This is a genomic window from Bacteroides caecigallinarum (genome assembly GCF_016902295.1).
In the GTDB taxonomy this organism is placed as follows: Bacteria; Bacteroidota; Bacteroidia; order Bacteroidales; family Bacteroidaceae; genus Phocaeicola; species Phocaeicola caecigallinarum_A.
Window position 1 is genome coordinate 1 of the sequence record NZ_JACJLQ010000055.1, and the last position, 13,914, is coordinate 13,914.

Sequence of the window (13,914 nt, forward strand, 5' to 3'; positions counted from 1 at the left end):
TTCATAGCTTTTAGTATGAGTTCTTTGAAGGTGGTACTTAAAGATACTCATTTTCTGTGACATACAGAACTAAAAGCTATATTTTTTTACTTGCGAAACTTAAATAAATATATATATCAGAATCCATATAATAATTCGAGCTTTGCTTTCAGCTCATCATTGACTTTATACTGTTTTTCCTCATAAATATTTTTATTTCCTTTCGATTGTACTTTCGATTTATATGAGGGAAAATCATCCCCTTTGGAAATATTATTCTCCCATTGCATCGCCCTTAGGTTTTCAATTTCATTTCCACCACCTAAAGCTTCCGGATAGACATGATCTATTTCCCAGCCAAAAATAGAATCTCTATTGCCATATTGATTCCGGATAATCCATGCTCCGCATGCATCTTTTCTGATATTTTCAGAATTAAAATCTTCAACGACTTTGGCTTTATTCCAAACCTTGTCAATAGTTTTATTATCGAACATTATATTATGAGTCTAAACAACAACAAAATTAAAACGCTTAAGCAAAATTAAAAATTATTGCTGAAATAAGCAAATCATTCTGCATGTAATTTTTTATCGCCAATATCAGAACTTCTTCAGTTCCAACCTTGCATACCCCGATTCCAGCGTCATAGTCTTGCCGTTGCAATGCAAAATCCTAAACTTTGTTTCCTCCTGCGAGTCTATACCATAATGGCGAAGCTTATCTACCGGAGCATCATTCCCGTTATCCCCAGTACCGGCACGCACCTTGAAGTCTCTCAGCACCAGAGTGTTTTCATCATCCTCATATCCCGTGCGGCAGATATAAGTGCCGTATCCGTTGCCGCCTTTATCAGACACCTCAGTAACCTGTCTCGTGATGCTGTAATACAGTCGGTTGCACTCCACAGTCTCGTCCGTGGATAATACAGTAAATCTCTCCAGTCTCCAGAATCCCTCCACATCGCTCCTGATAGGAGCTTTCTCACATGAGATAAGCTGAAGACATAATAACAAAAGGACATATTTTAACCTAATCAGATTCTTCATTATCAACTATTAATTTTTAATTTTTAATTGCACTCCTACGCTTCCTCCAATACCGTTCCCAATCACACTTCCCTTATCCACCCCAATCGCCGCCTTAAATCCCCAGTTTTTCAATCGGGCAGGAGAGAACCTTACCTCAGCCATCCCGTTGAACTGACGCTTCACCTCGTCGAAAGGATTTCCGTACGTACCCCAATGGCGCGCAAACGAAGCCAGCACCCTCCAGCTCCATTCCTCCGTCGGCTCGCCTTGCAGACCTATGTGTTGCGCCTTCATACGGTTGCTTCGGAACGAAATGCTGTGGTCTCTGTTATATGCCGGTCCCGGCAATAGGGGAGCACCCATAGCCTGACCATAGTACTGCCATGCGTTATATATGCCGTGATTGAAATATGAATCACCACAGCTCCACTGCAGATCAGTGAATGAGCCTGCAAAACCGTCATAAAGAACAGGTCCCGACTGATCCTTTGTCGATATGCCTTCCCATAGCACACGGCTCACCCATCTGTTCCGTGGCAGAGTAATATCTATACCCAGCTGTCCGTCCTTCCATCTTCCGTACTGCCAGAACATCTGCGAGTGATCCTCAAAGTAATGATCCAGATACACACGGAACTTCCAGTTCCCGAGATAATAATTCAGAGCGAAATTCCAGCTTCCCAGCATATTACCCTCCACATTCACCTGCTCGCCCCAAGGAGTATCGCTTCCACCTCCGGACGGAAAGAAAGCGTTTATATAGTTACGGAACCCGTCCGGCATGTCCAGAACAAGCTCACTGCTGCCGTCGGCAAGCTTCTTCATCTTGTCCCCGGCAAACTGAGTAGCCATATGCAGACCGAACTCAAATTCCAAAGGGAACTTCTTTTTATTACCAATACGGAACATCAGAGCCTTGCTATGATATTTCACGTCTCGGGTGTAATAACCGCCGGGCTGTACAAACCCTTCCTGCCATTTCCCGTCCAGAAAAGCACCGTAAGCTAAATGACCTTTCAGAGCCAGCCAGTGCCCCGTGAAAGGCAGACTGTAGAACTCACGTATCTCGCCGCGTATCTGCGGAATAGGGCGCGTATTGTTTCCCTCCGTCATCCATCCCGAGGTCAGTTCCGCATTCTTCTCAAGAGGAGAGGAGATACGTTCCTTGCTTCCTATACTCAGGTTAAGCATCTTCCACGACACATCCACATACGCCTGCTGTACCCAGAACTTCGATGTCATTCCCGCACCGCCTGCAATGTCCAGTCCGGCACCCAGCTTCCAACCGTGCCTGAGCCCCCTGTTCCAGTCAGCCCCCGCACGCAGATAGAAACTGTTCGGTTCCGCGCTTCCCATACCGTATTTGTTGGCAGAAAGCCAAAAGGGGGCATAGTCGCCCCCCGAAAATGTTGCCTCCGTCTCCACCCGTGCCGAAATGCTGTCATTAGCAGCATATCCGCATACCGGAAGCAGAGAGAGTATTATTGAATATAATTTCATTCTTTAGTTGTTGGTTTTTAATTGTTAGTTAGCTTTGCTGACCGTTGGTTGTTAGTGCCTTTCGTTTCGCAATTCTCTTGTTGAACCATATATTCAGTCCTACCCAAACAACGATATCAATAATGAACACCAATGTGTTGTCAATATACTTCACAGCCACTAGTGAGAATATACAAAATGCTGCAGACATCAGCTGTATGGTTATCAAGGCTGTACGTGGGGTGAATCCCATATCCAGAAACTTATGATGTATATGCGTCTTGTCCGGCAGGAACGGTGACTTTCCGTTTCGTATACGCCTTAGGAACACCCTCACCACATCCAGACAAGGCACCAGCAGTACTGCAAAAGCCACTACCACTGGCGATCCGTATGCCTGCATATCCTCACCAGGAATATACATACAATACTTCACTACAAAGAAACTTATTATATAACCCAGCGTAAGGCTACCCGTATCACCCATAAATATCTTGCGTCCCCTGTCGGCATTGCCAAATACATTATATGCAAAGAACGGAATGACCACTCCCACACATATAAAAGCCAGAATCGCGAAGTTCCACAATCCATAATGAATGAAGATTCCTCCGAAAATGGCAAGAGCCACCATACTCAATCCCGAAGCCAGACCGTCTATACCGTCTATCAGGTTTATGGCATTCGTTATGAACACCACCAGCACCACAGTGAACGGCATACCTATCCATGCCGGGATCTCATTGATGCCGAACACCCCGTAGAAATTGTTTATGTAAAGACCTACGATAGGGAAGAATGCCGCAGAAATAATCTGTACCAGGAATTTCTTACTGTATCTCACCCCCACAAGGTCATCACCAATACCTACTATATACAGCAAAGTCAGTCCTGCCACCAGAAACAGGAATTCGCATGCCATCTTATGTGTGAACACCTCATAATGAATCTCGTTCATCATTACCCTGAAAGCAGTAACTAAGGTAAGAGTAAACACAATAACAGGAAAGAAAGTCACACCCCCCAGTCGCGGTATAGGGCGGTTGTGCACCTTTCGTGCATCCGGAACATCAAACAGTCTTTTTCTGAACGAGATAATCAGAATTTTCGGGATAATGATTCTCCCCATGATTATAGCCACCATAAAAGCTATAATAAGAATGTAAACATTTGCCATAATAAAAAATCCTTTAAACCACTAGTTTAATTGTTTTGCCGCTAAAAACAGCTGCAAAAATACCATTTCCCCCGATAAAGACAAAATTTTAATACTAAAAGCCGTCATTAAGCCGTTTATTTTTATGATTTTGCAATAACATATCATCAATCTCCCTGAATTCATACTCCGCCAGCACAATCTGCCGGCGCAATTCCCTAAATTCTTCATAGTTCAGCTTCCCCTTCACCTGCCGGTTTTTCACAATTGTCCTGAACATTTCCACATATATCGCCATATCGGCAACAGAAAAATTTTTTTGCTCATGATTTTAAGGTTTTCATTGATTAATAATTACATATTTATCCAATATTATGAAAATATGTTACTGAAATTCCCCTTTGCGCGGCAAAAGTATAAAAAATGTGATTTTAAGACAAAATAGCCTTTGTTAAAATTCGACATCTCTTTTCACGAGAGATTTATACCTTCAAAACAGGACAATAGCCTACAGAACCGTTCATAAAGCGGATACGCTACGGATAAGCCATATATTAAAGAATGTAAAACACCCCCGTTTTTTAACATTTGGCTATTCCGCCACTCACCATACATTTGCCCCCGACATTTTTTTTACTAATCAATTTAAAATCTGAATTATGAAGATAACCATCTTCTCCAGCCTCATGACGAAAGAGGCTGAAAGCGTAATCGATGCCGCCGAATGGATAAGGTATATCCGCGACGGCAAGTTCAAACCTACAGTGGACCAGGTGCGCTCATACATCAAGCTTGGCGACAAGGACCGTGCGCGCGACTGGAAGATGAAGCTCCCCGCAGCGGTATGGGCAGGCGAGTGCCGCAAGGGACGCTTCTTCAAGCACACCACCACGCGCACGGGCTATGCCATATTCGACTTCGACGACCTGCGCGAGGACCAGCTCCTTGCCGCACGACAGCTCCTCGAGGTCTTCCCGTGGGTAGTGGCAATCCACGTCACAGCATCGGGCCGCGGTCTGCGGGTTGTGGCGAATATCGGAATAGTGCACATCGACGTTTACCGCCAGGCTTACGAGCAGGTGGCAGAGCGGTTGCACGAAATAACCGGTCTGGAGCCCGACATGGCATGCAAGGACTTCGCCCGTGCCAGTCTCGCTTCCTACGACCCCGATGCCTACTACAACCCCCAAGCCACTGTCTTTCCCTACGGCGAGGAGCACAACCCACTGAACTATGTCCCTGCCACAGGTCCCGACACTTCCGAGGACTTCCGCTATCTCAGCAACCCAGTCACCCAGGCGCTTGACCAGGGCTACCGGTCAGAAGATGCCCCCGACGTGGATGCCGTCATCAACCGTTTCTTCTACACCCATCCCTACGTCAAGGGCAGCCGCACACGCACCATGCTCTCCCTAGGACAGTACCTCCGCTGGCGTGGAGTGCAGTCATGGCAGCTGGATAATGCCATCCACACGGCATGCGCCCGAGGAGTGGAGCCGGGCATCACCCAGAAGGAGATAGAACGCGCCATCCGGTGGGGTTACGAGCATGGCGAGGAAGGCGGAAAAAGTCCGACGAATTACGGTCATTACGGTCATTACGGTCATATGAACCCTAATTTTGACGAAAAAACCGGACAAACGCTTTATAATCAGGGTGATACAGAAACAGAGGCGGACGAGGACGAGAAAATTGACACTTACTGCGGAGCGATTCCGGACGAAGTTTTCGATAACCTTCCTTCCGACATAAAAGAGCTTCTGAAAATAGCCAAGGACAACAAGGAAAGGGACACACTCTTTCTGAGTATTCTGGCCATCTCAAGCGGACTTTTCCCTGCGCTGCGGACTATGTACGGCAATCAGATTTACACGCCCCACCTCTATGTGTGCGAAGTGGCACAGGCAGGATCCGGAAAAGGCCTTGCCATGAATGCCCTCACACTTGCCAAGTCCATACAGGACGCACTCGACAGGCAGTACAAGGAAGAAAAAAGAGATTACGACAAGCGGCTCCTCTCCTGGGAACTTGAACTGAAAAGGGCGGCAAAGGAAAACCGTGAGCCGGACATCAACCTCCGCCCGGAGGAACCGAAAAGAAAAGTACTGATTCTGCAGGCAAACACATCGAAGAGCCAGATGCTGCTCCACATGTCGGTCACCGAGTTCGGAAACATACTTGCCACCACCGAGATAGACTCCTTTGCCGAAGCGCTGCGAACAGATTACGGAAAGCATGCCGCCGAGATCCGAATGTTCTTCCATCATGAAAGGGTAGGCCAGAGCTATAAGACGGACAAAGACCCCGTAGTTATAGATTTCCCGAAGCTTGCCCTTATGCTGTCCGGTACACCCGAGCAGCTTGTCAACTTCATCCGTACCCTTGAGGACGGTATGTACAGCCGATTCATGTTCTACACCATGTCGCCAACATACAAGTGGAAAAACCAGTCACCCCTCGAAGGCAACGGAAATATCAATGCCAGAGAGCTGTTTGCCTCTGTGGGCGAGAAGATGAAAGCCAACTTCTTCAAGACCAAGGATAAGGAAATAATGATAAACTTCACCCGCGAACAGTGGGACAGGCACACCGAGATATTCCAGCGCGAACTGGGATATGTAGCAGCCGAGGAAAATCCCAACGTCATGGCCATAGTGTTCCGTTCCGGACTTATCACCATGAGGGTGGCAATGGTGCTGTGCGGCTACCGCATCATGGAAGCCGGATGGGACGTGAACGAATATACTTGCAGCGATGAAGACTTCGACAATGCGATAAAGATTGTCCTCACCTGCATGGCACATTCCATCAACCTCTCCACTATAATAAGCAACACCGTTAAGAGGCAGAAATTAACCAATTACTACAAGCTCTTACCTGTTCTGAAAACAATGAAAAAAGAGTTCCGATATATCGACTTCGTAAAAGAATGTAAGAAACGTGGTTTTGAAGAGACAGCAGCGAAAAGAGCGCTTACAAAATATCTCAAAAGTGGTTTAATATCAAGGACTTCCGATGGATACAAAAAGAACAGGAAGTGAAAAATTACGGTCATATGACCGTAATGACCGTAGTGACCGTAAAATCAGTGAAAAATACTTTGTCAAAGCACTGTAGAAACCCGAAATTAAATGTGGGCAAATTCCACCTTAAACGTGGGCAAGTTTAACCTTAAACGTGCCCACGTTTTTTTAAAAAGCTCAGGAAGGAAAAAATCCGACAAGGGCGGTCAAACCGCCAATATACCTTCCGTATCATTTGAATACCTCCCCGTTTTTTAGTATCTTTACGTAAAATAAAAGACAAAAAGGTATGAAAAATCTACAGACAGAACAGACACAGCAGACGGAGCAGGCATTCAGGCTCAGAACCTACAAGAAGAACGAACTGGCGATGATGTATTTCCCCGACGTGACGAAGGACGCAGCCTCGAGGAACTTCCGGCGCTGGATAAGGCAATGCCCGTCCATGATGAAGGAACTGGAGGCAATGGGGTATGACAAGAACCGTCAGTATTTGCTCAAGGCGGAGGTGGAGGTGATAGTAAAGCATCTGGGGGAACCGTTTTAGGAGTTTACTTCTGATACTTTTCTTATCGTGAATATGAAATTTATTTTATTTTCTCCCGTTTGATTTGATTTGTCGTTATTAAACCTTACATTTGTATCGATTTAGGAATAAATGCGGTCTGTCATGTGCAGCTTTCCGGAGCCGGAAAGTTTCACATGATAGTTGCGAAGTGTATCAGTATATAACGGTAAATACTATAAAATTGGAGGTTCAGGAAATGTACTATATGTCCGAAGAAAACAAAAACAACAGTGAAAATGAAGACAGACTTGAAGGTGAATCGGGTTTGTCAATTGATGAAACTTCATCTTTGGATATATATCCCAATGCAGAGGTAAGAATAATTCCTGCACAATACAGTGTCTCGCATATATACAGACTGTGCGAGGTACGCAAGGAACTAATAATAGATCCGGAATATCAGAGAAACAATGTTTGGGGTACAACCCAAAGGAACGAACTTATAGAGTCAATATTAATGGGAATACCTATTCCGATTATATATCTTTTTGAATCTACTGACGGAACAAAACAGATTATTGACGGGCGGCAGAGAATATCTGCCATTATTGATTTTCTCAATAATAAGATAAAGCTCAAGAATCTCAAGATTCTTACCGGACTGAACAATAAGTTCTTCAAAGATATTGAACCTAAACTACAGGGTATATTCGAAGATTTCCAGATGTCTTTTTATATAATACAGCCCCCAACTCCTGAGAGGGTTAAGTATGACATCTTTGACAGAGTGAATCGTGGTGGAACGAAATTGAACAGTCAGGAAATGCGGAATGCCCTGTATCGTGGTGCAAGTACACAGTTGATCAAGGAAATTGCAGATTCTGATGAATTCAAAAAAGTGACAGGTGACGGAATTAATCCGGTAAGAATGAGAGACAGATATGTAGTTCTCCGTGGTATAGCATTTTATCTCTATTATACAGATAAATTAAAAGACCCATACTCATCTGCAAGACTTGAATACAGAAGCGATATAGACGACTTTTTGGCAAAGACAATGATCTTTCTTAACAAGAACATTGATAATACTCAAAAAGCAGAATTAGTCACATTGTTCAAATCGGCCTATAAACGCATTTACAATATGTTTGGTGATGACGCATTCCGTTTTGAATCGAAAACTTTATCACCCAAACGCAGGCCTATAAACATGCCGTTAATGGAAGTGCTTACTTTAGTCTTTTTGTTGGGGAAAGAAAAAGAAAGCACAGGAAAGTATTATTATACATCGCAAATTGAAAGATTCAAAAAGGAGCTGGATAATTCAAAATTATGTACAGCCAATGTTGATTCAAGAAGAAGTTGGGATGCAAGAATAAATATGGTATATAATTTTATTTCAGAAATCAGTAAATTATGATAAACAGATTAGAAATACATGGGTTCAAGAATATTGATAACCAGGAATTTATATTCAAACCAATAACAATTTTTACAGGGCTTAACTCGACAGGTAAATCAAGTGTACTTCAATCCGTATTGCTTCTTGCAAAAGAAACATCTTTCAATGGATTACATCTCGGTAAAATTTTATTATCGTCGTTCGAAATAATAAGAAACAGATATACCAATACTTCTGTTATACAAATAAAATGTACCACAGATAATGGTGAACTGATTTATAGACAGACTGTATCCGAAAAAAATATTAATCCTGGATTTCCTGTAAAAATACTTCCTGAATACGATAGGAATCTATTTTATCTTTCTGCAAACAGAAAAGGAGTTGAGAATGATGCCTTTTATTCTGATGATACAATATGTGGATATGACGGAAGTTACATATACAGTACATACGAGAAAGAAAAGTCAAAAACTCTTGATGCCGGACTGATTAAAGACAAACAATCACACACACTGGCAGCACAGGTAAACTACTGGTTAAAAGAAATACTGCAGCTACCTGTAGAATTTTATACCATAAAAAACAGTAATGAAAAAGTAGATGTAAGATTCAATAGTGACGGCTTTATGGGGCTGATACCATCGCAGCTAGGCTCTGGTGTAAGTTATCTTGTTAAGATACTTATACTATGCCTGAGAGCTTCAAAAGATGATGTTATCATGATTGAGAATCCTGAGATACATTTACATCCCGGAGCACAGTCACGTTTAGCTGATTTCTTTTCAATGATAGCCAATAATGGAATTCAATTGATTATTGAAACACATTGTGATAATCTACTGAATAAATTCCGCTATTGTGTTTATAAAAAAGAACTCAAGCACACTGATATAGTGATATATTATAAAAAAGATATAATATCACCATTTGTTGAGATTGATATAAACGACAAGGGGCGTTATAAAGAAGATTTTCCCGAAGGATTTTTTGACGCTACCCTAAGTGAACTTTTAGAATTGGAATGATATGGGAAAAGTCAGCTACAGTCTGGTACTCAGCGATGAGTTATTGAGTGAATACTATAAATTCACCTCAAATTCAAATTTTGACAGGAATCTGATAGAGAAGCTGTTTAACTACTATAAACCTACTTACATTACCAACAAGGCCCAGCTTGAAAGGATAAATCACACATCCGATAAGAATCTTGTTTCATCTCTGATTAAAAGTGGTCTAAAAAATCAGACACTTGAAGAATTAGCCTCAAAAACAAAATACAAGATTATATTATCTACAGACAGAAACGACTACCCTTATGTCAATATTAATGATGACAATATAGAAAAGAACTTTACAGGAACATTCCTGCGAAACGAATCACGTGATAAGGCTATAAAACATATAAAATCACTCTGTAAAGAAGCTGAAAAGTTTATTATAGTGTATGATAAATATTTTAATGAAAAAGATGACAATGCAGACACATTAATAAACTTATTGCCTAAACATAAACTTGAAATAATTTATCAGTTGAATACGTTCTCTCAGGAACAAAAAGATAAACTTCAGAAAGCTTGTCCTACGTGGACATTAAGAGATGAAAACTTTCAGGACTGCCATGACAGATACCTGATTATCGACAACAAAGTAGAGATTATACTAACCAGTGGTTTTTGGTATCTCAATAATCTTTCAAAAGAAATTACATATATTGTAAGATTGATTAAGAACATTCGCTTCAACAATTAAGTCAAGCAAGCTGTTTATCTGAGTTCGCCTTAATCCGTAAGTCACCACCTTCCTGGTGGAAAGCTTGCGGACTTTGTGCATTAATAGTAGTATTGATGATAAAATAATTCCGAAAACACATCTTTCCATACTCATGCGGACAAAGAGGAACTCTGCTAATCCGGACCGTGGTACCTTTGTAGTGTAATCAGAAAGGGATCCCAAAGTTTCGGATTGCAGAGTTTGTTTTTTGTTTAATCATTAACCATTTAAAAAAGAAAGGAAAGAATTATGGACAAGTATTTGACTTATTCGGTAGTGGAACGTAAAGACCCTCAGAACCCTGAAGTGCCGGGAAAATTCTATGCACAGGCACAAGCCCGTGGCGAGGCAGGCATCCGTGAGCTCTCGCAGCGCATCCAGCAGTCGTGTACCGTGACCCGTGCGGACGTCATGGCGGTACTCATCGCACTTGAGGACGTGGTGTCAGACTCCCTTGCCAACGGCGAGATAGTCCGCTTGGGCGAACTCGGCTCTCTCCAGGTAAGCCTCAAAGGCAAGGGATCCGATACCGCGGAGGAATATCATGACGGCCTGATAGAGAAAGGCAGAATCATCTTCCGTGGCGGAGAGACCCTGGCAAACATGCTCAACACCCTGAAGTACCAGAAGGTGGAACAGAAGTACAAGAAGGAAGAGGAAGAACCTCTGCCTTAAACTAATAACCAACAACTAACAACTAACCATGAAAATAAAGAAAATAGTAATCAGAATCCTGAAATGCCTCCTCTGTATTTTTACAGGGGGCTTCAGAGACAAAGGGAAGGGAGGAGGTAATGAAGCGTCATGTTGATACAATTATCATACACTGCTCGGCTACGCCTGAAGGCAAAAGGCTCGAGCCTGCTGCTCTGGTCAAGATGCACCGTAAGCGCGGTTTCAACGGATGCGGGTATCACTTTTATATCCGTCGTACGGGAGAGATATGCGATATGCGTCCGGTGGAACGGATAGGAGCCCACTGCAAGGGACACAACGAAGGCAGCATAGGCATCTGCTACGAGGGCGGCCTCGACATCAAGGGCAACCCCAAGGACACCCGCACAGCAGAACAGAAGAAGGCTCTGAAATATCTTATCATGACATTGAAGAAGGAGTTCCCCATCAAGGAAATAGCAGGTCACAGGGATTTCAGCCCTGACCTTAACGGCAATGGGACGGTAGAACCCGAGGAATGGATAAAGGAATGTCCTTGCTTCGATGTGAAGGCTGAGGGCTACTAAAAAAGGAATCCGTAAGTTTTCTCGCGAAAAGGCGGGAGACTTGCGGATTTTTTTATTGTTTTTTTGCAGGAGTGTAAAATAAAGCGTTAAAATCGATGCCGCAAAGCATAAAAAAAGTAAGATTTTGTTTGCTATATCGTTATTAAGGCTTACTTTTGTGGAGATTTAAGGATTAATGTGGACTATCTTGCGCAGCTTTTCAGGAATGGAAAGGTGGGGGAGGTAGCCGCGAAGCGTGCCTGAAAGAGAACAAATACTATGCGTGATTTAAGGACAATATTCTTGATAAATGAATCCGAAGCGACAAATAATGATTTAGACATTGCTTACGATTCTTTGATGGATGGAAATGATACTGATGTTCATTTGCATATTCTAAATCTACTAAAACAAGAACTTACTCAAATAGAAAGTAAAATAGAGACAGATTCTTTTCTTCGTTTTTGTAGTATTTCAAGTGAAGTAAGTTTTAGGGAGATAAAAAGAGATATTCTTGAAGAAAGACTTACTTTTTCCAACCCTTTTAAGTTTAATGATCCTATGGATCCGATTTTGAAAGTATGGATAAAAGTCCATAAAAGTCTGGCTTGTGATAGGCATAACAAGAAGTTTTTCAAAATGGTATTAAATGCCATGAAGAATCTGAGGATTTGTTGCGTAGCAGATCATTCAAAATTGTCATATAACGAGCCACTTATGTGGTCACATTATGCAAATAGTCACAAAGGAATAGCTATTAAATACAAGATAAACGAAGATGTTCTCAATCAATATAATGACGAGAATCAATTACTTCGAATACGCCCTGTAGCATATCGTGATTCAAAACCTTTAACAGACAGTATAACTTTGGATAATGCGTTCTTTGCTAAGGGTCAATGCTGGAACTATGAAGCAGAACACCGATTAATCTATTTTACAACGCAAAGTTCTGATATAAAAGAAGTTGATGATAAAACTGGAAAGTTTAAAAGGAAAGATTATCTGCCGTTGTCCGGTTTCGAAATAGAAGGAGTATATCTTGGAGCTGAAATTGAGCCTAAGAAACAAAAAGAAATATGCGAAATAACTGAGGGAAAACGAATACCAACCTTCAAGATGAGATATGACAGTTATGACATCACAAAGTTAGTAGCTGATGAATTATTTTAAACTTCCCAGTTTCATTCAGGGATTACTTTTGCAGGCTGCTCAGAGAATTAAAAAAGGGAAGACCGGATTACGAAAACCTCCTTCCCATGACAATATGCAAATAATAATCGTTAAATTTGTGGACTCTTTTTTAGACGGGCACTTGCTGGTGCCCGTCCAAAAGGAGACACCCTAAAATTGGAAGTTTACTTATAATTTGGCAATATCGGGAATAAAGCTTACTTTTGTGGATGAATTTAGTTTTGATGCATACGTCCCTAATAATTAATATATGGTCCAAACTCTTGAAATAATAAGGCAACTAAAGAAATTCAAGCTTGAAAGAGCATCAAGATACGGAATCAAGCTTATGGGTATATTCGGTTCGTACGCCAGAGGACAGCAGGATGAGAATAGCGACCTGGACATATTCATAAGTCTGAACGGAGCAGATTTCTTTGTTCTTGAAAAGATAAAAGAAGAATTGGAAAGCATGCTTCATATACCTATTGATATAGTGAACTTCAGGAGTTCGTTGAGAGACACATTAAAGCAGAATATTTTAAAAGATGCGGTATATATCTAAGGAAATATTAATAGATCTTCTATTACTTATAGAGGAGAAAGCATCACTGGTTATCAGTAGAAATGAATCAATTCTTTCTGTACAAGATTTTTTAGTATCACCAGAGAGAATGGAGAAATTTGATGCTGCTTGCATGTTAATACGTAACCATCCAAAATTGGCGTATTGACCAGCAGTGTCCTTTCCCCATACCTCAGTGCTAAACTTAAAACTCGAAAGATTATGTTTAGCGAAAAAGATTTTGAAAGACTGTGGTTCCTCTACAAGACCGAAGGCGAACCCAATGGAGTTTCCATCAACTCGTTCTGCATTAGCAACAACATTCCATACACGGCATTCTATGACTGGTTCAAGAAGACACAGAAGAAGGTTGTACCTGTAGAAGTGGAAGGAATTCCTGAAGAGTTTTGATTCAGGCTGGTAATGAAGAACAGCAGGATGTTGCTAAAGAGAAGCCCAAACGTATATCTCCCAATAAAGGAAACATCATGGTAACGATAAGAACCCGTGAGGGCTTGTGCATACAGAAGAAAGGCTTAGACTATCAGGGGCTGAAAACACTGGTGGAGAAACTGGAGGGCTTATGCTAAGTATAAACGGACTGC

At 41.9% G+C, this 13,914-nt stretch carries 13 protein-coding genes and 2 pseudogenes; 11 read left to right on the plus strand and 4 right to left on the minus strand.

Annotation, left to right across the window (positions count from 1 at the left end; translation table 11 throughout):
- Window positions 1-116 precede the first annotated feature (116 nt).
- The 4 genes from H6A27_RS13225 to H6A27_RS13240 form a co-directional block, all read right to left on the minus strand.
- The gene (locus H6A27_RS13225; protein WP_204509020.1) at window positions 117-476 is read right to left on the minus strand and encodes an HNH endonuclease; all 360 of its coding nucleotides are present in this window, start codon (window positions 474-476) and stop codon (window positions 117-119) included.
- Window positions 477-581: 105 nt separating this feature from the next.
- Window positions 582-1,028, minus strand: coding sequence for a lipocalin-like domain-containing protein (locus H6A27_RS13230; protein WP_204509021.1), 447 nt, complete (start codon window positions 1,026-1,028; stop codon window positions 582-584).
- Between the two features lie 9 nt (window positions 1,029-1,037).
- Window positions 1,038-2,510, minus strand: coding sequence for a capsule assembly Wzi family protein (locus H6A27_RS13235; protein WP_204509022.1), 1,473 nt, complete (start codon window positions 2,508-2,510; stop codon window positions 1,038-1,040).
- 28 nt (window positions 2,511-2,538) lie between these two features.
- The gene (locus H6A27_RS13240; RefSeq protein WP_204509023.1) at window positions 2,539-3,666 is read right to left on the minus strand and encodes an MraY family glycosyltransferase; all 1,128 of its coding nucleotides are present in this window, start codon (window positions 3,664-3,666) and stop codon (window positions 2,539-2,541) included.
- Between the two features lie 803 nt (window positions 3,667-4,469).
- Between H6A27_RS13240 and H6A27_RS15620 the strand changes: the two are divergent.
- The 11 genes and pseudogenes from H6A27_RS15620 to H6A27_RS15625 form a co-directional block, all read left to right on the plus strand.
- Window positions 4,470-4,814 (plus strand): annotated as a pseudogene (locus H6A27_RS15620) (BT4734/BF3469 family protein); the annotation flags it as partial.
- A gap of 234 nt (window positions 4,815-5,048) precedes the next feature.
- A complete protein-coding gene (locus tag H6A27_RS13245; RefSeq protein ID WP_239469687.1) occupies window positions 5,049-6,686 on the plus strand; it encodes a DUF3987 domain-containing protein in 1,638 nt (545 codons plus the stop codon).
- 271 nt (window positions 6,687-6,957) lie between these two features.
- A complete protein-coding gene (locus tag H6A27_RS13250) occupies window positions 6,958-7,215 on the plus strand; it encodes a DUF4248 domain-containing protein (protein ID WP_204509025.1) in 258 nt (85 codons plus the stop codon).
- Window positions 7,216-7,441: 226 nt separating this feature from the next.
- Window positions 7,442-8,596, plus strand: a complete 1,155-nt coding sequence (locus H6A27_RS13255) for a DUF262 domain-containing protein (RefSeq protein WP_204509026.1) — start codon at window positions 7,442-7,444, stop codon at window positions 8,594-8,596.
- Window positions 8,593-9,606: an AAA family ATPase gene (locus tag H6A27_RS13260; RefSeq protein ID WP_204509027.1), complete on the plus strand. Its 1,014-nt coding sequence runs from the start codon at window positions 8,593-8,595 to the stop codon at window positions 9,604-9,606. The genes H6A27_RS13255 and H6A27_RS13260 overlap by 4 nt, the downstream gene beginning before the upstream one ends.
- Window position 9,607: 1 nt before the next feature.
- Window positions 9,608-10,330 (plus strand): hypothetical protein, encoded by a 723-nt coding sequence (locus H6A27_RS13265; RefSeq protein WP_204509028.1) that lies wholly within the window; start codon window positions 9,608-9,610, stop codon window positions 10,328-10,330.
- Window positions 10,331-10,600: 270 nt separating this feature from the next.
- Entirely contained in the window at window positions 10,601-11,026 is a 426-nt protein-coding gene (locus H6A27_RS13270) for an HU family DNA-binding protein (protein WP_204509029.1), read from the plus strand.
- A 119-nt stretch (window positions 11,027-11,145) separates the two neighbouring features.
- Window positions 11,146-11,592, plus strand: coding sequence for an N-acetylmuramoyl-L-alanine amidase (locus H6A27_RS13275; RefSeq protein WP_204509030.1), 447 nt, complete (start codon window positions 11,146-11,148; stop codon window positions 11,590-11,592).
- Window positions 11,593-11,850: 258 nt separating this feature from the next.
- Window positions 11,851-12,744, plus strand: coding sequence for a DUF2971 domain-containing protein (locus tag H6A27_RS13280; protein WP_204509031.1), 894 nt, complete (start codon window positions 11,851-11,853; stop codon window positions 12,742-12,744).
- A 271-nt stretch (window positions 12,745-13,015) separates the two neighbouring features.
- Complete coding sequence (locus H6A27_RS13285) at window positions 13,016-13,309, plus strand: nucleotidyltransferase family protein (protein ID WP_204509032.1); 294 nt, start codon at window positions 13,016-13,018, stop codon at window positions 13,307-13,309.
- Window positions 13,310-13,531: 222 nt separating this feature from the next.
- Window positions 13,532-13,899: pseudogene (locus tag H6A27_RS15625) on the plus strand (hypothetical protein).
- Window positions 13,900-13,914 lie beyond the last annotated feature (15 nt).